At 40.4% G+C, this 21,453-nt stretch carries 16 protein-coding genes; 6 read left to right on the plus strand and 10 right to left on the minus strand.

Annotation, left to right across the window (positions count from 1 at the left end):
- Window positions 1-981 carry a UDP-glucose 4-epimerase GalE gene (gene galE, locus ACY8D0_RS12935; protein WP_462410916.1) on the plus strand — a complete coding sequence of 327 codons (981 nt, stop codon included), beginning with the start codon at window positions 1-3 and terminating at the stop codon, window positions 979-981.
- Window positions 982-1,258: 277 nt separating this feature from the next.
- Here galE and ACY8D0_RS12940 read toward each other — a convergent pair whose 3' ends face one another.
- Genes ACY8D0_RS12940 through ACY8D0_RS12950 form a run of 3 tightly spaced genes read right to left on the minus strand, consistent with a single transcriptional unit; the run spans window position 1,259 to window position 4,446 of the window.
- Window positions 1,259-2,404: a glycosyltransferase family 2 protein gene (locus ACY8D0_RS12940; protein ID WP_462410917.1), complete on the minus strand. Its 1,146-nt coding sequence runs from the start codon at window positions 2,402-2,404 to the stop codon at window positions 1,259-1,261.
- A 17-nt stretch (window positions 2,405-2,421) separates the two neighbouring features.
- On the minus strand, window positions 2,422-3,420 hold the full coding sequence (locus ACY8D0_RS12945) for a glycosyltransferase family 2 protein (RefSeq protein WP_462410918.1): 999 nt from the start codon (window positions 3,418-3,420) through the stop codon (window positions 2,422-2,424).
- A gap of 24 nt (window positions 3,421-3,444) precedes the next feature.
- Entirely contained in the window at window positions 3,445-4,446 is a 1,002-nt protein-coding gene (locus tag ACY8D0_RS12950) for a glycosyltransferase family 2 protein (protein ID WP_462410919.1), read from the minus strand.
- 368 nt (window positions 4,447-4,814) lie between these two features.
- Here ACY8D0_RS12950 and ACY8D0_RS12955 point away from each other — a divergent pair, with 368 nt between their 5' ends.
- Both ACY8D0_RS12955 and ACY8D0_RS12960 read left to right on the plus strand, forming a co-directional pair.
- Window positions 4,815-5,522 (plus strand): glycosyltransferase, encoded by a 708-nt coding sequence (locus ACY8D0_RS12955; RefSeq protein WP_462410920.1) that lies wholly within the window; start codon window positions 4,815-4,817, stop codon window positions 5,520-5,522.
- The gene (locus ACY8D0_RS12960; RefSeq protein WP_462410921.1) at window positions 5,519-6,205 is read left to right on the plus strand and encodes a glycosyltransferase family 2 protein; all 687 of its coding nucleotides are present in this window, start codon (window positions 5,519-5,521) and stop codon (window positions 6,203-6,205) included. The genes ACY8D0_RS12955 and ACY8D0_RS12960 overlap by 4 nt, the downstream gene beginning before the upstream one ends.
- Before the next feature lie 333 nt (window positions 6,206-6,538).
- On the opposite strand, the gene ACY8D0_RS12965 is transcribed toward ACY8D0_RS12960, so the two are convergent.
- Both ACY8D0_RS12965 and ACY8D0_RS12970 read right to left on the minus strand, forming a co-directional pair.
- Window positions 6,539-7,318 (minus strand): hypothetical protein, encoded by a 780-nt coding sequence (locus ACY8D0_RS12965; protein WP_462410922.1) that lies wholly within the window; start codon window positions 7,316-7,318, stop codon window positions 6,539-6,541.
- Window positions 7,319-7,831: 513 nt separating this feature from the next.
- Entirely contained in the window at window positions 7,832-8,158 is a 327-nt protein-coding gene (locus ACY8D0_RS12970) for a hypothetical protein (RefSeq protein WP_462410923.1), read from the minus strand.
- 441 nt (window positions 8,159-8,599) lie between these two features.
- Here ACY8D0_RS12970 and ACY8D0_RS12975 point away from each other — a divergent pair, with 441 nt between their 5' ends.
- The 3 genes from ACY8D0_RS12975 to ACY8D0_RS12985 all read left to right on the plus strand — a co-directional run bounded on the left by ACY8D0_RS12975 (window position 8,600) and on the right by ACY8D0_RS12985 (window position 12,852).
- Window positions 8,600-10,267: a MotA/TolQ/ExbB proton channel family protein gene (locus ACY8D0_RS12975; RefSeq protein WP_462410924.1), complete on the plus strand. Its 1,668-nt coding sequence runs from the start codon at window positions 8,600-8,602 to the stop codon at window positions 10,265-10,267.
- 75 nt (window positions 10,268-10,342) lie between these two features.
- Window positions 10,343-11,077 carry an OmpA family protein gene (locus tag ACY8D0_RS12980; RefSeq protein ID WP_462410925.1) on the plus strand — a complete coding sequence of 245 codons (735 nt, stop codon included), beginning with the start codon at window positions 10,343-10,345 and terminating at the stop codon, window positions 11,075-11,077.
- Between the two features lie 26 nt (window positions 11,078-11,103).
- Entirely contained in the window at window positions 11,104-12,852 is a 1,749-nt protein-coding gene (locus ACY8D0_RS12985; RefSeq protein ID WP_462410926.1) for a hypothetical protein, read from the plus strand.
- A 69-nt stretch (window positions 12,853-12,921) separates the two neighbouring features.
- Here ACY8D0_RS12985 and ACY8D0_RS12990 read toward each other — a convergent pair whose 3' ends face one another.
- The 5 genes from ACY8D0_RS12990 to ACY8D0_RS13010 form a co-directional block, all read right to left on the minus strand.
- A complete protein-coding gene (locus ACY8D0_RS12990) occupies window positions 12,922-15,741 on the minus strand; it encodes a GAP1-N2 domain-containing protein (RefSeq protein WP_462410927.1) in 2,820 nt (939 codons plus the stop codon).
- Window positions 15,738-17,006 carry a TRAFAC clade GTPase domain-containing protein gene (locus tag ACY8D0_RS12995; protein WP_462410928.1) on the minus strand — a complete coding sequence of 423 codons (1,269 nt, stop codon included), beginning with the start codon at window positions 17,004-17,006 and terminating at the stop codon, window positions 15,738-15,740. The genes ACY8D0_RS12990 and ACY8D0_RS12995 overlap by 4 nt, the downstream gene beginning before the upstream one ends.
- A 13-nt stretch (window positions 17,007-17,019) precedes the next feature.
- A complete protein-coding gene (locus tag ACY8D0_RS13000) occupies window positions 17,020-17,658 on the minus strand; it encodes a beta-mannanase (protein ID WP_462410929.1) in 639 nt (212 codons plus the stop codon).
- A 31-nt stretch (window positions 17,659-17,689) separates the two neighbouring features.
- Window positions 17,690-18,976 carry a vWA domain-containing protein gene (locus tag ACY8D0_RS13005; RefSeq protein WP_462410930.1) on the minus strand — a complete coding sequence of 429 codons (1,287 nt, stop codon included), beginning with the start codon at window positions 18,974-18,976 and terminating at the stop codon, window positions 17,690-17,692.
- 102 nt (window positions 18,977-19,078) lie between these two features.
- Window positions 19,079-21,442 carry a hypothetical protein gene (locus ACY8D0_RS13010; RefSeq protein WP_462410931.1) on the minus strand — a complete coding sequence of 788 codons (2,364 nt, stop codon included), beginning with the start codon at window positions 21,440-21,442 and terminating at the stop codon, window positions 19,079-19,081.
- Window positions 21,443-21,453 lie beyond the last annotated feature (11 nt).

Here is a 21,453-nt window from a genome sequence, read left to right on the forward strand (position 1 = left end):
ATGATCTTAGTTACAGGTGGTGCTGGATATATTGGCAGTCATGTCACAAGAGATTTGTTGGATAAAGGTTACCAGGTTTTGGTCCTAGATAACTTGTCCACCGGGCACAAAGAAGCGGTGGATAAAAGGGCAATCTTTGTTTTGGGGAATTGTGGAGATGAAGAGATTTTAGATAGAATTTTTCAAAAGTTTAAAGTGGAAGCTGTGATGCATTTCTCAGCGAATTGTTTAGTAGAGGAATCGGTTCAAAATCCATTGAAATACTACAGCAATAATGTCGAGCAAACGATTTGTCTGTTACGCAAAATGAATCAATATGGTGTGAGGGCATTTATTTTTTCATCAACCTGTGCTACTTATGGAATTCCTTCTACTGCTATTTTGACAGAATCCCACCCGCAAATTCCAATTAATCCTTATGGACGATCAAAATTAATGATGGAAACCGTTTTGAAGGACATCTCTGCCAATCATAATTTGAATTACGTGATTCTGCGCTATTTTAATGTAGGCGGCGCCCATACATCAGGGCAAATCGGTGAGGATCATGATCCTGAAACACATCTCATTCCAAACGTAATCAAGCATTTGCAGGGAGTAACAGACGTCATAAAGGTGTTCGGAAACGATTATCCTACGTCAGACGGAACAAGCGTTAGGGATTATATCCATGTCTCCGACCTATCTAATGCCCATATTTTAGCATATGAGTATCTATGCCGGGATGGGGGAAAGTCAGAAATCTTTAATCTCGGGAATGGAACCGGTTATTCGGTATTGGAAATCATAAAAGCTTGTGAAACAATAGCTAACCGAGAGGCAACTATACAGTTCGAACCAAGAAGGTCAGGGGATCCGCCCTTGTTAATTGCTTCGTTTGAAAAAATTAAACAATACCTAGGCTGGGTTCCAAAGCATGATTTATCTGAAATTATCCAATCTTCCTGGAATTGGCATGAAAAACATCCAGATGGATATTAATGACCAGTAGGAAAAGAGTATGGCAGCCTGTAAAAAAACTATCCACCGTCTTTGGTGGATAGTTTTTTGCTTTATAGCAAAATGCCTATATCTTAATTACTTATTTCTGGCGTATGAAACGCCCTATGGCAACCAATGTTCAAGTATCTAAGCTTGTATGGAGGAATATTGGACCCAATCCATCTTTCTGTTTCATCATTGAAACCATCAACTGTTCTGCACGGTTATTAGCAAGGATGATAATACTATAAGTAATGGCCTTAGATTATCTCCTTTCCTATGAATATAATAAAACATCAAAGGCGTACTTCCATTCAGGAAAATCCTCAATGGCGTCTGGAGGAGTACTGAGCTTACTTTTCGCAAGGGAAGCAAACTTATTTAACTTTTTGTACTTGCCCATGGAAAAATAGTAAAGCATTTTCTCAAATCCTTTTACAAAGTTGGCTTTATTTTCATCCTTTAAAAGATCCATATGCTGTGAAAGTACAGTTGATAATTGATGGTAGGAAAAACCTTTTCTTAAGCCTAAGGATAAAAGATAAATACTCGTATGGGGATATTTTCGGCATAGCTGGATATACGTATCATCTTCTGTTTTATTTCTTTCAGGGTTAATCGGGCTCAATTGCTGATAAGCTTCTGCCTTTTCAGAAAAACGAAAATCCCCCCCATCTTGGAAAAAGCGATAACCGAACTCCCAATCTTCCTTTCTGCGAAAGCTCTCATCAAACCCCCCTAAATTTTGAAATGTGTCCTTAAGGATGGAAACATTGCCCGTGCAAAAAGAAATCCAAGGAAACTGAAAATCTTTCATTTCAGGTCCATATAATTGAATAATCTCTCCAAACATTTTGACCCACGGTCTGTACCAATTAGGGCAAAACAAAAAGGAATCGATTTGATTGTGATAAATATCCTTTATTTTCAATAAGGGAGAATCCATGCCTGCCAACCTTCGATTGGAGAAGAAGGGATTGGCAAAGGCCTCTTTAAGATCCTCCTTCTGATAGTCATACCAATGATTACCAAAGTCATAGGTAAGGACATAATGCCAATTGCCCATTCCTGAAAGGGCGAGTCGGGGGTTCAGGTTATGATCGTTAACATGATTCTGGATAAAGTCATAGGGCAAAATAAAGTCGCTATCGCAAAAAATGACTAGTTCCCCTTCAGCTGCTTCCACACCCAGGTTCCGGGCAGGACCGGGGCCAGTATTCACTTTAGAGGCAATGATTTTTAAATTGTTAAAAGAATTAGCCTTTAGGTATGGGACTGTTAAATCTGTAGAACAATCATCCGATACTATGATTTCATAACGGGAGGAGGGGTAAGATTGATGGTTTAGTGAGTGCAGCGTATTTTGCAGGAGCGGCAATTTGTTGTAGGTTGGAATGACGATACTGACAAGTGGGTAAGACATGGATATCACCACCAGTTTTAAAAAATATTCCAGAGTCTGAAAAAGTCCTGATTGATTATTAATCCTTCCTGTTTCAGCCGATCAATGACTTCGTATGAAAAACCCCCATCCAGTACAATAATGGCATCAATTTGGTTATCTCCCCATGCATATTGTATTTCAGGATAATCATCCACCTCATCAATATGGCTTTGATGAGTCACATTCATATTAAATAACGGGCAAATATGCTCTAAATAATGCTGGCAACCGGATGCAGGTCCGATAATGCCCAATTTTGGCTGACGATTCAATTTGTCCAATAAAAGCTTATTGATATGGGAACTTGCTATGGTTAAAGATTCCTTGCAGGTTTGTGATTCTTTAATATTGCTTAAAGAATTGGCTTCCACCCGATACATATATAGAACCTGTGGAACCTTTTCAATAATGCCTTTATCCAACATTCGAATCCATAAATCAAAATCTTGTCCAATCGAGTATTTCTCATTGTAACTGCCAACCGCTTGAAAAAAATGTTTTGAGAATATCATTGACCCATGAATCACAGGGGGCGCCACAAAACGAAACTCCTTAATTTGCTCGTTTGTTAAAGCCATATTACTCCACTGCTTACCGTTCAATATAGATTGATCAACCGGCTCATTTCCAGGAATACTTTTTATCATGCAGGCCACCCCTGCAAGATAAGGATGCTTTTTTAGATAAATCAATTGCTCTCGCAATCTATTGGGGAGGCTGATATCATCTGCATCCTGCCTAGCAATCCATTTGCCCCGGGCCTTGCTAATTCCAAAATTCAAGGAAAATGTTTGTCCATGATTTTTTTCTAAATGATAAATTTTTAAACGCCGGTCCCGAAACGATTCCAGGATTTCCTTTGTTTTATCGGTAGAACCATCATTCACAATAATGAATTCAAATCTTCGATAGGTTTGGTTTAAGATGCTATCGATTGATTCTTTCAAGTGGGATTCACCGTTATAAACGGCCATAACAACAGAAACTTTCACCATGCTTTTCGCTCCAACCTTAGTTAATTAATTAACAACGTTCCAAATTCTAAACAGGCTTTTATTAGGCTGCAAGCCATATTGCAACAATTCCGATTCCGTCATATCAGTAGTTTGATGAAAAGAATCCAGCAAAATCACGGCATCGATATTTCCCTTTTTTAAATACTTGATTAACCGGGTTATATCAGAAGAGTAACGAATATATTTGGAGACCTTCAAGCCGGATGAGTGTGAGATATGATTGAAAAAATGAATGCAGGCTCTTTTAGTGCCAACCACCAAAACTCTCGGTTTTCTGCCTAAATTTTTGGATAACATCCGATGGATGGCAGACGCAGAAGCTTTGAGAACCTCATCACAAGTAGTTACTGTGTCATTTCTGCTCAATGAATCAAGATTGATTCTCCATTGATAAAGAGTTCTGGTTATTTTGGTGAGGTGTCCATATTCTTGCATCTTTAGCCATAAATCATAATCATAGGCAATACGATAACGAGGATCATAATGCCCAGCCTTTTCGTAAATTTCCTTTGAATAAAGCATGGAACCATGGACTAAGGAACAGCCGTAAAACCGATTATCAAATATTTCCTGATGGTGCACTAACCGGTTTGAACCATTGGTTTCTGCTTGAAGCCTTTCAGTACTAATGGGTGATTCTCCTGGAATACATTCAATTAGTGAGCCCACACCAGCAAAATCGGGATTCTCGGTTATAAAGGCTAGTTGCTCCTCCAGCCGTGTGGAAAGACTCACATCATCGCTGTCCTGTATGGCAATCCACTTTCCGGAGGCCAGTCTAATTCCAACATTTAAGGCATTGGCAGCCCCCTGGTTATGTTCCAAATGAATCACTTGGAGCCGGGGGTCTGTATAGGAGTCTAATATTGCTTTGGTCCGGTCGGTGGAACCGTCATTAACAATAATGAATTCAAAGTCTTTATAGGTTTGATGCAAGATGCTGTTTAATGCTTCTTCCAAATGTTGTTCTCCATTGAAAACCGCCATTACTACTGAGATATCCACCGTTTCACCCCTTTTCGTTTTGGTTTTAATGACCTTTCACTTGCCATACAATAAAGGTTTTCAATTTACTATATTCATTGTAAAAAGGTTCAGACAGGGCCATTGACCTTCTGTATGACCAATTTCCGATAACGTTATGCCGTGCCGAATAGGCTGCCAAATTCATAAACAACCTATATAAGAATCCAGTCTTTATTTGCTAGGTTTAGGGAATCTGATACAAAAAAACCATCAACATCGGTTATTAACGCTTTTTTTTCATGGTTCACCTCATTTCTAAACTGACACTTACATACTATGAAATAAAATGCCGTTGGTTTGGGTAGGCCGCCAGATGATAAAAACGTAGTAGGCAGGTGAAGCAGCCTTTGGTTTCCGTTGTATTGTGCACAATGAGAGAAGATTTTCTTACTCGGGCTGTTAAGCAGTTCCTTCAGCAAACTGTGCCGGAGAAAGAACTAATTATCGTTTTAAATCATAATAAGATGCAGTTAGAGAATTGGCAGTCCAGGCTTCAATCTTTTAACGATATACGGGTATTCCAGATGGATGAAGCTAAGACCTTAGGAGAGTGCCTGAACTTTGGGGCCTCTCAGGCCAGGCATTCGATCCTTGCAAAAATGGATGATGATGACTATTATTCACCCGATTATTTGTCGCGCTCCATCCAACAATTGAAGGACAATCAGGCCGATGTAACGGGAAAAGCGGGGATATTTGTTTATTTCCAAAATGACAAACTCCTAGCGTTATTTCGCCCACAATTACAACGAAGACTTTTAAAAAGTCCGCACTTTTTTCTGGCAGGCGGGACATTGGTTTTTAAAAAAAAAGTATGGGAAACAGTTCCGTTCCAGGAATTAAGTGAAGGGGAGGATGTACAATTTCAGAGGGATTGCCTAAGCAACAGATACGTTGTTTATTCCGGAGATTCTTATGAATATGCTTTAATACGATATGGCAAGTGTCATAACCATTCGTGGCAGGCTTGGGATGATGCCTTTCAAAAGCAATGTAAACGAATCGCTGTAACGGACCTTTATGAGAAGTGCGTGAGGGAAGGAGGAGGATTATGATTTCCGTCGTGGTCTGTACCAATCGTGAAAATTTTGTTCCTCACATCATAGAAAACTTCCAAAAACAGAAGATAGAGGAAAAAGAGCTTCTGTTAATTTTGAATGCACCGATAAAAAAAATAGATTTATCCCATGCAGACATGAAAGTTTTTTCTTTCCCAGAACATGTTAGTTTAGGGGAATGCTTGAATTTTGGAATAAAGGAAGCCAAATATAATTTTATTGCAAAAATGGACGATGATGACTATTACGGTGCCAATTATTTGCAGGATGCTTATCTAGGGCTGAAGCAAACTGGTGCGGATGTAGTAGGGAAAAGCACTTTTTATATTTACTTTCAAAACAATCACGAACTTCGTCTATATAACCCGAATCATGAACAAAAATGGCTCGATTCAAAGGGCCTATACCAATCCGCCGATTTTATGAGCGGAGCGACCTTGGTTTTTAAAAAGGAAATTTTCCAAAAGGTGAAGTTCCCCGATGTAAATCGGGGAGAGGACAGCGGATTTCTGCGGTTATGCTATAAAAATGAGCTGAAAATTTATTCTTTATCGAAAAATTATTATGCCTATGTAAGGTATGGTTCCCAACATCATCATTCGGATGTTAAAGATTATGTTTTAAGGAAGAGAAGCCGGTTTGTTGCTAATATTCCTGCTATTGAAGGATTTTTTGGCTGATAGCGAAAGTATAAAACTTTCCTATTAGCCACAAGTGCACTAAGAACAGCTCCAACTACAACGTATCGCAATCAAAAAGGTGTGCTCTTCGGAAATATGCCTCTGTCTTCGACCCCCGGCATGCGCCAGTCGGAGAGTTATCTTTAAGAATTAATGTGGGGGCTGTCCAAAAAGCAAAGCATCAGACACCACACCACAATATATTGAGTATTAAAAAAAATATTCTATTTTTGGTTTGGGCGTGTAGTCATACCCATAAACGGATGCCCCTTTATGATATCTTGGAGAACCAAATCAATTATAGAGATATCTCTTTTTTAAATTAACTCTGTCTTATTCTCTTATTAGATAACGATTCATCGTAATCAGAGATTCACCTTTTACGGGGTGAATCCAAAAATAATCTGGATGCTTTTGTGCTTCTTTAACTTTATCTAAGCTGATATCTTCCTGATAAAAGACATATTGAGTACACTCTTTACGTAACCACGGGTATTCTCTGCATTTTGCCCCCTTACTCATAGCTAATGTAACAAAGAACATTTCTTCTAACGCTACGACATTTGTGGCTGGCCATAATAATTCTAATTGATCTATATTTATCTCAGAAAGCATTTTCTTAATTATGGAATGTCGGTATACCTGTCCAGGATTGAAATAACGTGCGAAATAGTCTGTTTTAAATATTGGCTTCCACTTTTCCCATTCACTCCACATAGAAATTCCTGGACCAAATTCTGGATAGTCAGTAGGAGCGTGCTGTATATGAAAATAAGAACCCATGCAATCGTAGTCCTTCATAAATTCCTCTAGAAATGATTCAAATCCGTGTTTAATAAATAAGACATCATGGTCTAAATTGACTAGGTAGTCATAATCCGCTTCCGTTTCCTCTAGCCACCTCATGATGTCAAAAAGGTAGGGGGTTAGATTGCCCCAGCGCAAGGGCCTGCTATATGGGCAAATGGGGAGACCTAGACTTTGACCGAACTGTGTATCGGTGCCTCCATTATATAATACGATTTTTGCATTAGGATTGAAGAAACGTATATTCTTTATTTGTTCAGCCAGAACTCTTTCATTATCGTGGGCCAATATGGCAAAGTAAATCAATTATCACCGCTCCCTTTAATCATATAGAATTCAAGATTGGACGTACACATGAAGGTAAAATGCCCATCAAATGCTATTCTTTTTTTACCAAAACGGAGTTTCTGCTCAAACATAAAGTATGTTTCTATCCTGTTTTTTGAATACTTTGGACTACCATGAATAAAGGCACTGTCCAAAAAGTCAGCGAACTGACCTTTTTGATCCCCTTCTTGGAATTTGTATTAAAATATGACTGTAATATAATTAGAGGTTAATTTCCGCTCTAAGAGCTTTGCTTTCTGCGGGCGGTGCAGGGTGTTACCGCCTCAGCCCCGGGCCGCCTGCTGGGCCTAGACAAAGTTAGTCGAATTCAGGATAGTGGCGTTGGCCCACAATAATCTGAAAGTAGAAGGCATCGCCAGCTACTTCCAGAAACAATCATATTAATAGAAAATTAGGTAAAGAATAACAAATCATGATTTCCGCCTGCTTAATAAATGGACTTATTGGACCGCATCTTACCTTCAGGTAGTTTTAGATGTCCATTAAGTCAACGGTAAAGCTTTCGATATCTTTACATCGAATAACTGTAAGCCTTTCGGAGATAAATGGAGTCATTACCTCAGGTTCCATAATTTTCACGCAACAGTCCTTCGTTACCTCTTCTAATTCACCCATAATAATATCCCCGGATTTGGTTTTAATGGTAATATCATTAAATCTAAAGTTCTTCAGGATGCGGCATAAACAATCTTTTTTGCAGTTGAACCCATCTTTCTCTTGACAGCAGCAACAGTCATCATCTTTATCGTGATGATGATGTTTATCTTTGAAATGATGCCTCTCCTTGCGACAGCCCATGTATCTCTCCTCCTTTCCAAAAGTGACTCAGAAATAATATATTCAAATGAAAACGTCGAGGACAGGGCTATAACACTGATTTTGGCAAATTGATAAACAAAAAACTATTGAACAAGTATGGCAGAAAAAGTGATGGATGAAGAAGGGGGGCGGCACCAATCCAACTTTTTTTAGGGGCAAGTTAACAAAAGTCCATATGATGAAAGAAAGCCGGCCTTGGAAAGGCGGAACCATACAATCAAACTGGCGATGTCCGTGCAAATCCACCTTCTGACGATTAGAACGGCAAAACAACTGGGAAAATATTATACCCCATTGACAGGAAAGAAAAGGAATATAGATTTCTACCTATTTTTGTCGCTGTTTTGATACAATTATCATAGGAATTTGTGTTCAATTTAAACAAAGTTCTTCAATATATTTAGGAGTGGGACAAAGAAGATGAAGAAAAACTTGCTGCCAGTTTTAACGTATTCTCCAGCTGCATTACTTTTTATTTACTACTTAAGCGGAGGGATTTCAAAATTTGGTTCAAATGAAGTTATTGTTCTAACAGTCTATCTCGTTCTCGGGACCATTGCTAATTTCTCCATCAATAGCAATCATTTTATATTTTCATATCTTAAACAGCAGGACGAGGATGTAACAAAAAATCCTGAAGCTAACCAAATTGCTTCGAATATTTGGAGAGAATATATTACCAAAAAAGAAACCACAAAGGCACAGCTCAATATTTCATCCTTCATTGAGATGTATATGTCCGAACATACCATTGAAAACAATACCAATATTGTCAAACGAATGAAACTGATTCATACGTATGCTTCGATTTCAATTCTTGTCGGGGTACTGGGAACATTTGTCGGATTGGTGTTCTCCCTTGCAGCCATCAACCCGGAAAATATCGATAAGTCAATCTTAAATATTTTGTCGGGGGTTCACACTGCCTTTTTTACAAGTATCGGCGGGATTCTGTTCTCAATTGCCATCAACCTTCATTCAAAAATTAGAAACTCGGAGCATCTGCTTTTGCAAGTCATGTTAAAAATTGAGAACTATATTACTCAAAAGGACCAAAAGACAGCGGATTACTATGTCGTGGAAGCGCTTGGTGAAGTCAAAGAGGCGATTTTTAACATGGGACGGGCCTTCTTGGATGTTGCCGGTATAGCAAAGGAATTCAAAACCGCTACAGATAACCTCAACGCCTTTAATAATGAATTTCAGCAAAACACAACTGCCGTCAGCGGTCTGTTTGGCGATATGAAAGTGATTACCAAAGCGTTTAATAAAAAAGCAACATTGATCCATGACGACTTTTCCAAGCTATTTGATTACTTTCATAACCAGGACGAATATTATCACGCAACGAGAGAATCTTTTGAGCAAACCATTGTCGAATTGAAGGCATTCGCGGGGTATCAATCCAGAAATATGGACGGCATTGTCAAAAGCAATGAAAAAGTCCAGAAATTACAGGAAACACTGTTTGTCAACGTCCAACAGGCGGTTCAAAATTCCTACAATGAAATGCACGAATTTTTCCAGAACACCTCCGCGCAAATCTCTCAGATTGCTGCTCAAAGCCAGTCGCAAGGCGAATTTAATACAGAGATTGCCGGGGCAATTCATAAACAAATGGAGAAAAACCAGGCAAGTCTGTTAAAGCAGCTGAACGAATTGAACAACCAAAACGGTATGGTGAATGACTCATTTATGGGTACTGTAAAAACGCTAGAAAGTTATTTCACAACGAATCAATGGTTTGAAACATTCTCACAAGAATTAGAAAGCTTGATGAAGCTGAATAGTGATACATTTAATCATCAATCAAAACTTTTAACCCAATCAATCTCAGAAGATATGAAGAAACTTATCAAACAGAATCATGAGGCGTTTCATAACCAGGCAGAGATGTTGACGAAAGCAATTCAGCAATATCAAGAGGGAACTGGTGAATTGTCTAGACAATTGGGGAACATGACGGATTCGGATTCTGCTTTGCAAAACAGTGTAGATGAGCTCAACAAAACCACGAGTAAGTTGATAAAAAAACTAAACCAGCCAATGCCTCAACAAGCTGAAGCAGAGCCTGTTGTTAACGCATAATGCCTAAAGTCCTTTCAGATGGAAACCAAAGAGAATTTTAATCATTGAATCTAGAAGGAAGAAGGATGGAAGGTTATGAAAGAAAACTATAGAAGACTAATAACGGGACGGGATGAGGATTCCAATTTCTGGCCGACGTTTACCGATTTACTATCAACGATTCTGCTGGTGATTCTGATCATATTTGTGGCGGTCATCATCAGCATCAATAAAGAAACCCAAGCGATGCAGGAAAAAATGAAGGCAAGCCAAATCGAAATCGACAAGCAGGCCAAACAAATTGCTGAAAAAGAAAAGCAAATTGAGATGTTATCCTACATTCAGAAAGACATTGTCAATGATTTGGACCAGGAGTTTAAAAAGCAAAATCTCGCGATATCCATCGATAAAGATACCGGTGCGATTAAGTTTAGCAATGACTTACTGTTTGAAGAAGGACAGGATGTCATTAAGCCTGAGTTTCAGCAGATGCTGCACCAGTTTATCCCTATCTACTTTGCCACCCTTTATGGCAAATATAAGGATCATATCGCGGAGGTTGTGGTTGAAGGTCATACAGATGATAAAGGCGACTATATGTATAACCTGGATTTATCTCAACGCCGGGCCTTCAGTGTGGTCAAATACATTTTAAGTGATGAGTTCGGAGACTTTCCTTACAAGGATGAGGTGACGAAAAATATTACCGCCAATGGCAGGTCAGAAAGCCAGTTGAAAATGACCAATGGACAAGTGGACCGTGACCAGTCAAGACGGGTTGAATTTAAATTCAGACTGAAAAATAGTTCTGAAGGAACCGCAACCAACTAATTCAAGTTTGTCAGGGAGCTGTGAAAATGGCTGACATAAACCAATATAGAATATTGAGGGAACTTTATACCGGTGAGCATTTAACCGTTTACCAAGCAGAAGATACAAGCAGTGGAGACATCACCATCATAAGGTTGATGAATAAGCTGGTTTTCCGTGATTCCTGGAAAGAGTTGTATCGCCTTTACGGTAATCAAATTACCAACTATAAATACCTGCCTGCCGTAAAGCGAATCGATGAATTGGATGATAGCACTATTGCTGTATTGAACGGAAGTGAAGGAAACCTATTAGAAAAAGGACAAATCCTAACGGGGAGCCAAATTGACCAGCTGCTGGAGGCAGTTATCCATTTACACCAAAATAGCCTTGTCCATGGGAAAATTTCTAGGTTCCATATTTGGATAAAAGAAAGCGGAGGTCTCACCTTATACGGTGCCGGTGAGAGAGAGGTTTTATACCCTGAAAGTAAGCTTACCGTTCAGGATGATATCAATCAATTGATTGCTCTTCTAAGAAACCATTCCAAAATCAATAAATCCTATTTTGAGGGCATTGGATTTGAAACGATAGAGGATCTGCAGGAATGGACTCTTTCAAAACTGGCGTTTCCTAAGCCTGGCTTAGTGGACAAGGGGGTAACAGCCAAGACGGTTTTTGGGAAACCGACAAAAGTCCAGCAAACAATGGAAGCGAGGCAAGAACCGGTTCCTGTTCCTGCCCAATCCCCCGCAAAAAACAGTCAAAAATCAAATCCACTGATCAAATGGCTTGTGCCTGCAGCTGTTTTGCTGTGTATCGTCATTGGCTCGGTTTGGGCACTAGGGCTGCCGGATTCTGCTGCTAAGAAAGCAAATGGCAACAGTGGGGAAAAACCAGCTGCCGCCAAAAACACCGCAACGATGCCAGCCCAAAAAGGCGAAACACAAAAAAACAGCCCAACGATCAACTTGAACCGGTTTGCCGATTTATTTCCAGGCTGGGAACTAATAAACGGTGAATCCATTAATCTGGCAGGCACTCCATATACACTAGTAGCCGTTGCACAAAAACGTGATGACATGTCAGGTGTCGTGAAGGTCGCAATGTTAACGGAAGCCAATGGCAGTACGGCGAAGGTGTGGGAGTCATCGGAATATGAAAGCCTTTTGGCGGAGCCCAAGGACTATATCCATTCGTTTCTGACCCTTACCCAGTCTGATCAGCAAAAGGCACTCTTGGTGTTTGATTTGCCAGATAACGGATCGTTAGGAATTGCTTCCATTTATGCCATAATGATTCAGCCGGGGGGAAGTGGCCAACAAGTTTGGACAGGGCCTGGATTTGGGATTAAAAAGCAGAATGATGTGATAACGGTAATGGACATCGGGGTGAAAAACTTATCCTTGTCAAATGGCCAGTTTAATCTGGAGGAAAAGACGAGAAGTGAATCGGCTCCTGCTGGTGCGAAAACCGTGCTTTTTGATATTGATCCTTCTGGGGCCGTCATCCCAGTAAATGACAAGGAAATATCCGTAAAAGTAGGGGATAAATTAGCTTTCATACCAGCCAATGATGAAGTAAAAAGGAAATTTGATCAAGGTGAAATTTCAATTTATACAGATGTGTACACGACAGGCAGTTTTTCATTAGCCAATGCTTATTTGCTCGATCATGGCAATTATGTGGAGTTTGATGCACCGGGAGAATTTCATTTCGTCCTTGAGTCGTTCGGCGGACCGGAATTAAACTTTGACCATCCAACTCCGACGTTTACAGCAAATGTAAAAAAATAAAAGAGACACAAAAAACGCAGCGTCTAAAATGAACTGCGTTTTTGTGTATGTGGATTATATTTGCAATTTCTATTTATTTGATAGATTTGATTGAGATGTAAAAGGATAAAGGGTAGGTTCTTCTTTTTCACCTTTTATTAACACTAATTGTTTACCATCCAGACTTATATTGGTGACTCCCTCTTCATGAACCCGATAAATAGGGGTAAGCGTCTCAGTTGTTTCAATTGCATCTTTTAAATTAACTGAGTAAATCCACAGGAACGTTTCACCGGTTTCATCTTTTGCCACTAGCACCACTTCTTTGTTTTGGTCATCAATGTCAAAATCATTCTCAATTCCTTTAAGAGAAAATTCCTTTTTTAGCTTCCAGCCTTTTTCAAAGGGGCTTGTCCCAGTGTCGGTTGCAACATCCAACTGAAAATTTCCATTATCGTTATTAGTTAGTGTAACCCCTTGAACTTGCATTGAAATCCTCTTGAATTGAGGTCCTTCAAGATTGATTTGGTACATTTGATTTTGTTCAGTACTTTCTTTAAATTGTTCTAATAAAATAGGGGAGTCTTTTATTTCTTCCTCTTTCTTAGACTCCTTTTCCTCTACTTTCGGATTGCTAGTTTTTACAGCGGCTTGTTTATCATTCTTGCCTGAGAAATAATCAACTCCGAACCATGCTCCACCACCGGCAACCCCAACAGCCAGCAGGGACAATAACAGCTTTACTCCATTTTTCTTAAAAAATTTCATTATTGGACTAGCCGTTTCGGTTTCTACTTCTTTCAGCAGTTTTTTAAGGCTGCCGTTTGGTATTTCTTTTAATGCATTGCGGCAGGTTTTATCTTTCCAAATTGACTGGGGATGTTTAATTAAATAACTTCTTAGTTCCAATTTGTATTGTTTATTCACTAGCCAATTTGTGTGCATTCTAATGAATGCTACGAATGTTTTCTCATCACTGAATTGAACAAGATGTTTGAAAATGCCGCGATAATCAACTTCCCCAGTATCCGAACTATAGGCCATGATTAAGACTGGAAAATGCTCAGGAGCAACCTTGGTTAATAATTGTTTGAGGGTTTCTCTAAGCAGTTCACGATCGATCCTTCCTAATGGATTCAGGCTGACAAATGCGGCTTGTGATGGATTGCTGAGCAATTTGTGTAGTGTGATGGTCACAGTATAATTACGCATCGATTGCTCATCCTTGACCTTAACATCGTTCGGGAAAATTTTACCGAACTTTAAGATATCATCGATGCTCAATTTATTTATTTTCATTGAACCAAGTAAGGCCAGCTTGGCGGCCTTGACCATTTCCGCTTTAAGACTAGCAAACTTTGGATTTATTATATTTAAAGAAAAATCATTAACCGTGAGTACTCCATCGAATGCTTGCCGCTCATTTTGGATAGAAGTATATACTTTACTTATGGAAAGCGAATGGAACATTTCAACATTCAACAGAATGGGCAACCCCAACAGTAATTTTACTTGGTTGAGGATGTCCTTAATACTTGCTCCTTGCTTGAATTGTTCCTCGAGATATTTCTTCAATAGGTCTTCGTAAAATATGTGTTCACTAATAAAGTTAATGATCACTTCATTGGTGAACTTATCCTGTTCAATGATTTTCCAAAGCTTAAAGAAGAGTGGATCACTCTGGAAGTTTTCAAGTGTATCGAGGACAAAAGAAAGTGCTTCATCGCTGCGGACGATTTTATTTACAGACACCACAGCACGGATATAATCGAGAGCAATGCTCGAATCCCGTACATATTTTTCTTCGGTCAGAATTTTGACAAACAGCTTCACCAATGGCAATTTCTCATCGCTGTTTGTCTGCAAAAAATTAACAAGTCCATTTAAAAAGCCAACTTTATTTTTTGGATAAATGGAGGCATCACTGCCGTTTAAGGTTAAATACAGGTCCGTCAAATGATAGTAACTTGATAGCTGAAGCTTTTGTTCCTCCGGCAGACCTGACAAGGCTGTCTCGGCAAACTCAAAGAAATCGTCCATTCGTTTGTATTGTGAAAAGCGCTCTATTGCAAAGTCCAGGTACTCATGCTTTTGGCCGGTAATATCGACACCTGATATCCGACCGTTGGCAAAATCAAAAATGAACTGTTTTTCAATCGAACGGTCCGCCGTGTTTAACGTGCCTGGCTCATAAAACATGACATGGATATAGTTTTTGCCCTCCGGGTCGCTTGTAAACGTCATGGCTCCCAATTTTCGGCGATGGGCATACGGCAAGTAGAGGTAGAGCAATTCCAAAAGCTTTAGAGAAGCCTTAGAATAATCCTGCAATGGAACATTCAAAGAGATAAACACTTTTTTCTTTCCGGAGACGGAAGTTAACACAGCGAATAACAGCTGCTTAAAGTCGTCATCATTAATGCCTAATTCCGCCATCAGTTCCTCTTTCTTAGCAAGAACATCCTCGGTTCCATAACTAACCGTCACCAGTTCAGGCAACGTTTTTCCCTGATCCATATTATAGGAAGTTTGGTAGTCATTTAGTTGAAATAGCTTTTCTGGTTGTTTGATCCATTCTTCCTTCCGGGCATCGGGGATTATATAGTTGTGCATAAAATAAGCACTGCGCTCGCCGGTGAAATCGGCTGGAACGAAAACAGCTTGCCCAATAACAAGATCACCGGTTTCAGGTTGAAACAAGGTGACAGCCTCCGGGTAGGCAGAAGCGTCTTTCTCCCCGCGGGTTGTTAACGCTTTTGGTGCTTGATAGATGCAGAACGGATGCAAGTATTTTTTTACAAACGAAGGCTGAAGACCTTCGGAAATCGCTATGGTGTCATACCCATCTGTGGTAGAAAAGATACCGCCCCGTTCCCGTGTATATAGCTGTTGCTGAATTTTCCCACTCATTGCTGATGTCTCCCTTCGATGTATCCCAGCTTGTAAAGCAGCCAAATGAACGGTTCATCGACACGAATCGGACTGATTATTCCGCTTACTTGCTGGCCAACCGGATTGCTTCCTAAAGCGGAAACTGCAAAATAAGAAGCATCTCTGAAGTAGACATCAATAGAATCCACGAATGGTATATCTACCTTTGATAGGAACCTTCTCACTTCACCATTGATATTTTCATATTCATCAAGGTTTAGGTATCCTTTATGGATGACATTGTGGAATACATTGCTATTCGAACGGATATATTCACCATCTTCCGAGCTTAAAGCGTTTAATAAGTCACTCTTGGTTATTACAACTGCTGTCGGGATATCCGTTTTACTGTTTTCCTGATGGGCAATGAAGTCTTCAAATAGCGAAATCACTACATCGCGTGGCTCTGACGCCAACCCGACAATTTTCCCCGGATTATCGCCCATCTGATGGATTAATTTTTCACGAATGGCACGTACCTGCATCGGGTCGACCAAGAATAGAATGCCAGCCGAATTTTTGATATGCGGAGCATGAAGCTGCAGGTATTCTTTTTCGGTCATCCCTTCACCGGCTACATCAAAAAATACAAGTGTCAGCGGAGCCTTATGTTCATCTTTAAACACAAATTGAAAGATGAACGGTTCCTGCCGTTTGGTCACAGCCGTTGCTTCTAGCAGATTGCCTTGTTCAAAAAGCGGAATCTCATATTCATCCCGAAATTTTCTGCTGATGGAATTGTTTAACGGCAGACAGGCCGCGTTAAAATTGTTTGCTGTCACACGCTGAAGCGTATGAATGAGTGATGTAATATAAACAGATTTTCCGACAGAAGTAGCTCCAACAACTGAAACAATATTGCTGGGATATTTACCCGCTGTGACAGGAAGTTCGTTGTGGCAGCTAGGGCAAAGGCGATTCTTAGTGACAACCGCATAACGATCGGATATTCCCATCAAAACGTGGTCAGAGTATATCTTACTTTCTTCATTTATGGTAGAAGGGTCGATTACCGCCTCAAGTTCATCAATTGGTGCAAGACCAAATTTTGCTCTGTAATTGTTTAGCTTCTCATCTTCCTGAAGAGCCAAGGCTTCATCATCATCACGATGGTGCGCCGCTCGGAAAACGACATCCTCATGATGAAACTTGGAAAAGCAGTATGGACAGACGATATCATAGTATGGCAATCTTGTATTCTCTGGAGGTTTCTTTTCAAACATTCTTTTCAGTTTACCGAACATGTTGGGTCTCTCCTTATTCTGGAATCAGCTCATAGATTTCTGCTGATTGTTTACCATTGCTGAAAAAGATTCGTATATATTCGTCCTTGTTGAATTCAATTTCTGGAAGCTCCGTTTTACCAGCCGGGAAGTCACGGACAAAGGGAAATACCGTCCCGTCTTCAACCGAAATGGGGGGAGAACCGGTCTTTTTTACATAAACTAAAAGGTCCTTATCAAGCGGGTATTCAGTATCAATGGAGATCAGCACCCGTTTTTTGGGACGTAAAAAGACTTTTTTTACCACCATTGAAAACTTAATCTTTGCTTTAGCACCCGTAATAAAAATGAGATTGTTTTTATTTTCCTGAGCATAAACGATCAGGTTCCCGTCGCGCTTCTGGCAAGGGAAGATTCGATAGGCATATCGCCCGAAACCATCCAGCCTGCCTAGATAACCTTGATTGGCCTTATATTCCTCACGGGTGTAGAGCCTTATATCTTGCTTTTCCAATTCATTTAAAGGTTTAATTGAATCCGCAGGAGCTTTATAAATATAAACAAAGTCAATTTCTTTTGACCAAAACCAAGTTAAGTGAATTTCCGAATCTCTTACGGTCTTTCGTAAATCCTTTATTTCATGACCAGGGGAAGGTATTGGTTCCCAGTTCACCTGCAATCACCCACAATCTTATTTCGTGTTGTTATTTCATGCCGAAATTCCGTTTGGCTGTATCTCTTCTCTGCTGTGTGCCCCGTACAGATGAACCCGTACCACTGTAATGATGGGGCGTTCCTCCTGAAAATTTTTCACGTATTGGAATGATCATCGTGCCTAGGCCAGTGGCAGTTGTTAACAGGATATCGGCAACGAGCCGGTAGGAGAATCCCGATAGAAGAGCGGAGTCCTGCAAACCGATTTCAAGAACTAATCCGGCCAATAAACCGGATGCCAGCCCTGTTATCGAGTAACTTTTTGCTAAATAACGATTGTCAAATAGGATTCCTAGTGCCAGGCCAAACAATCCGCCGATTAATGTAATCAATAAAACATGCAGGACAGCAAGGTAGGTGCTGTCTTTAAATACGCCGTATCTTTCAGTCACTAGCAGCCGGTCTTGGTTTTCGAGATAGATCTTCTCAAACACATTTTTTAAGTCATCCGCATTTTTGACATCATGGAACGAGCCGCCTGTACTTGAAGCAATTGATTTGAGCAGCTGGGCCCCGCCTTTGTCAATCTTGCTCATGCCCACGGTATTGATGACAATGTCTTGTTTTTGGTATGGCTTGACGACAGAATCGAGATCCAGTTCACTATACCCATCGGAGAACAGGATGACCATCGGTTTTCGTCCGGCTTTTTCATGGCTGTTCATCTCTTTCATCGCTCTATCTAAGGCATTCCCGATGTCTGTGCTTCCGCTTGCTTCCAGAGCGTTAATCTGGTCAATAGCATCCGCACGTTCGTCCTTGTCACTTATTTTAAACATCGGCTTCGTGACAAAGGCGTTTTCGTTAAAAGAAATGATAGACGCGCGATGGCTTGGCTTCATATTGGAAATAAGCCCGCCCGCAGCCATTAGGCTCTCATGGTCCGGGTCTGTCTTGTTCATGCTGTCCGAAATATCCAGCACCAGTACAATATCGTCCGGGGGTTTAACATTTGCGAAATTAAGAGAATATAAGAATTGAAAAATGATTCCTCCAGCAAATAACATCACGAGTGTCGAGGGGATTAAAACTTTCCACGAAAACCCCGAGTATTCAACTCGCCAGCTGCGTCCATTTATCACAGGTGAGATGATTTCTGCCAGTAAACAAAGGAGCCCGGCAATCAGGGCTAGCAGGCCAAAATATGCGCCCATTAGCAGGATATTGGGCCAAACTCCATAAAAGTTGGCCAGTAACCATTCGCCAAAGACAGCCCCGATGACACCGGCAATCAGGCTAAAAATAAAAAACAGGAAGCTAAATTTTCGGACAGGCATGTTGAAAACTCCTTACCATATAGGATGGATCATTCGGGACAATTTTAAGATACTGTCTGATTTGCAAGGTAGGATTGGGCAGTGCTGCCCCTATCATTGCCTTCATTCCTGCAGGATGCCAACAGTTCCTCCGCTAGAGTGAAACTCATATCCATTGTCTGAATATGTTGTGTAATATCTTTTTCCTTTTTGGTAATACATCAGGTCTTTTAACTGAAAACCGCCCATAAGGGTAAGCTTTTCGATGCCGCTCGCTGTTTTTTCATGGGCACAGCCCACTTTAAACAGGCGGGTTTCTTGTTCTTTTTCTAGAGCATACCGCATGAATTTGCTGTAGAAGTCTCCAAAAAAGTATCTTTCCTCATAACGGTGTTCCTGTGAGTAGTTAAAGACCTCAATTTGAATAGAAGAGTTATCGTGCAAGCGGCGGTATAGCTGCTTGAATAAGTCCTCTTTTGTGAGAACCTTCTTGTCATCATAATGCGTCATCACGTTGGCTCTTTCTAATAGCTCATCTTCAAAGCTGCGATGAAACTCTTCCTGGGTTAGGATTTCATGATTGCAAACGTCAAGCAATCTTTCTAGCAATGCTTTCGCTCCATTCTCAAGAATAGACAGCAGATTGCCAAAAAAGCGCTCTTCCGAAAAGAAGTGGAGACCGCGTTTTTCCTTAAGTTTGGCGGTTATGCCCTTAATCATTTCACCATAATATTCGCGGATATTTTTATCCAGATAGTCATCGGTGTCATATAGACTCTCGGCAGCCGCTTGCTTTAGCTGTGATTCAACCTGCTGGACTAGCTCAATTTTTGGAGCCAGATACTGATGTTTCTCCTCTAAGACTCCAAGGTAGTGTTTTAAGATGACTTCCTTTACCTCAAGCCTCAGCATTTCATACTTGGTGCCATAAACGGTTTCGAAAAAGTACTGTAAGAAGCTGCTTAAGTTTTTCTTATCGGAAAATGGCAGATAGCTCTTCTTAAAATCACAATGGTCGACCATTTGCTGGTAGTGCTGTTCCATCCGTGCTTCCGCTTCTAATTTTTCATTCTTTACGTCCCGGAGCATTTTTTTGATTTCATCGACTGCACTTACGCTACCCTCGGATGAAGGGGCAGTCCATATATAGGCGCAGTAAAGGCCGTATTTTTCATTGTTAATAATGTTTGTTTCCAAACAGCGCTCGATATGTGCTTTCGGGTTTATCGTTTGCAGATGCTCGCGGACGGGCTCTTTAAAGTTGACAGCGAAGAATCTTTCTGTCCCGTCTTCAAATAAGTGCTCTTCGGCTTCCCGAACAGACAATTTTTTGATTGTCTGATAGGAGTTGGTCACACCCATTAATCCATTCATATCGTCGATTTTTTCGCTCGAGGGGAGGATCATCTGATAATATTTTTGAAAGTTTGCCTCTGTGAGTTCTAACAGGTTAAGGACAGTTTCACGTCTTTCGGTCCCAGCTTCTTTTAACGATGCCAAAAGTTCTTGGAAGAAATGGTTTGCCGCATTTAGGGCAATGGCTTTATTGGGACGGCTTACTTTTGCAAAGCCAGCAGAAGCATAAACAGGTTCATTTAAACTTCCCCGAATTCCCTTTTTAAAGTCCTGGTGGTTATAGCTGTCCATTTTTTCATGGTAATCGGTTATCATTTTGCGATTTTTTAATAAATTGAGATTACTGATAATCTCATAGTTTTGCTGGGCGGCATCACTCGAAATTAAGCCGGCTTCATTTTTGTCACTTAATAAATACACCATATCAAACAGTGGGGAAGGTGGGTGTGTGACTGTCAGCCGCAGGTGGTCCTCTGTCAGCTGGAGATCACGGCTAAAAGTGTATTCATCGCTTTGATAGCGATCCAGCTCTTTGAGAAAGCTAATCCCAAGTGAGGTGGAGTAGGCAAAATGATCGCCGTCCTTCTTTTCTGTTATTAACCCATATAGGTCGACTTCTACCGATCGAAAAGATTCCTGAAGGATGCTTTTTAGCAGCAGGGTCAATTCTTGGATTAGGATATTGGATGGGTCGTCAATGGCAGTTACTACGCATAGGTTCAGCTTGATTAAAGAAGAATAAACCTTCCCGTATTCCGCCATCATCGTGGAAAGTTTTCGGAAGTCCTTATTCAGTTCAATTAGCTTGTTGTCGTCCTGGTTAAAGGCGTCATATAATCCTCTGCGAATGGTCTTACGGTCAAACCCTTTTCCTGGAAGCTGAAAAGAAACAACGTTCTGGCTGTTCTGCAGCGTCTCTGTTTGATAAGCATGAAAATAGAGCACACCTGAGCTGTTGTGCCATCTTTCTTCATTGATTTCCATAATCGATTTCATAGCATCTTTGACGCTATCTCCCAAAAACAAAAAGACGATTGGGTGGTTGACACTTCGCTGTTCATTTTCTTCAACTGTCATTTTTTCCAGTTGATTAGAAAAGTTAATGGCGTATTTTTGCAAAAGTTCTCTCAATGTTGTTTTCC

It is taken from the genome of Neobacillus camarae (assembly GCF_054950115.1).

Excerpts from the sequence above, each read along its gene's own strand:
- ACY8D0_RS12990 (WP_462410927.1), bottom strand. The coding sequence starts at position 15,741 with ATGAGTGGGAAAATTCAGCAACAGCTATATACACGGGAACGGGGCGGT.
- ACY8D0_RS12995 (WP_462410928.1), bottom strand. The coding sequence starts at position 17,006 with ATGTTCGGTAAACTGAAAAGAATGTTTGAAAAGAAACCTCCAGAGAAT.
- galE (WP_462410916.1), top strand. The coding sequence starts at position 1 with ATGATCTTAGTTACAGGTGGTGCTGGATATATTGGCAGTCATGTCACA.
- ACY8D0_RS13005 (WP_462410930.1), bottom strand. The coding sequence starts at position 18,976 with ATGCCTGTCCGAAAATTTAGCTTCCTGTTTTTTATTTTTAGCCTGATT.
- ACY8D0_RS12960 (WP_462410921.1), top strand. The coding sequence starts at position 5,519 with ATGATTTCCGTCGTGGTCTGTACCAATCGTGAAAATTTTGTTCCTCAC.
- ACY8D0_RS12985 (WP_462410926.1), top strand. The coding sequence starts at position 11,104 with ATGGCTGACATAAACCAATATAGAATATTGAGGGAACTTTATACCGGT.
- ACY8D0_RS12945 (WP_462410918.1), bottom strand. The coding sequence starts at position 3,420 with ATGGTGAAAGTTTCTGTTGTTATGGCCGTTTATAACGGTGAATCCCAC.
- ACY8D0_RS12980 (WP_462410925.1), top strand. The coding sequence starts at position 10,343 with ATGAAAGAAAACTATAGAAGACTAATAACGGGACGGGATGAGGATTCC.
- ACY8D0_RS12975 (WP_462410924.1), top strand. The coding sequence starts at position 8,600 with ATGAAGAAAAACTTGCTGCCAGTTTTAACGTATTCTCCAGCTGCATTA.
- ACY8D0_RS12940 (WP_462410917.1), bottom strand. The coding sequence starts at position 2,404 with ATGTCTTACCCACTTGTCAGTATCGTCATTCCAACCTACAACAAATTG.
- ACY8D0_RS12970 (WP_462410923.1), bottom strand. The coding sequence starts at position 8,158 with ATGGGCTGTCGCAAGGAGAGGCATCATTTCAAAGATAAACATCATCAT.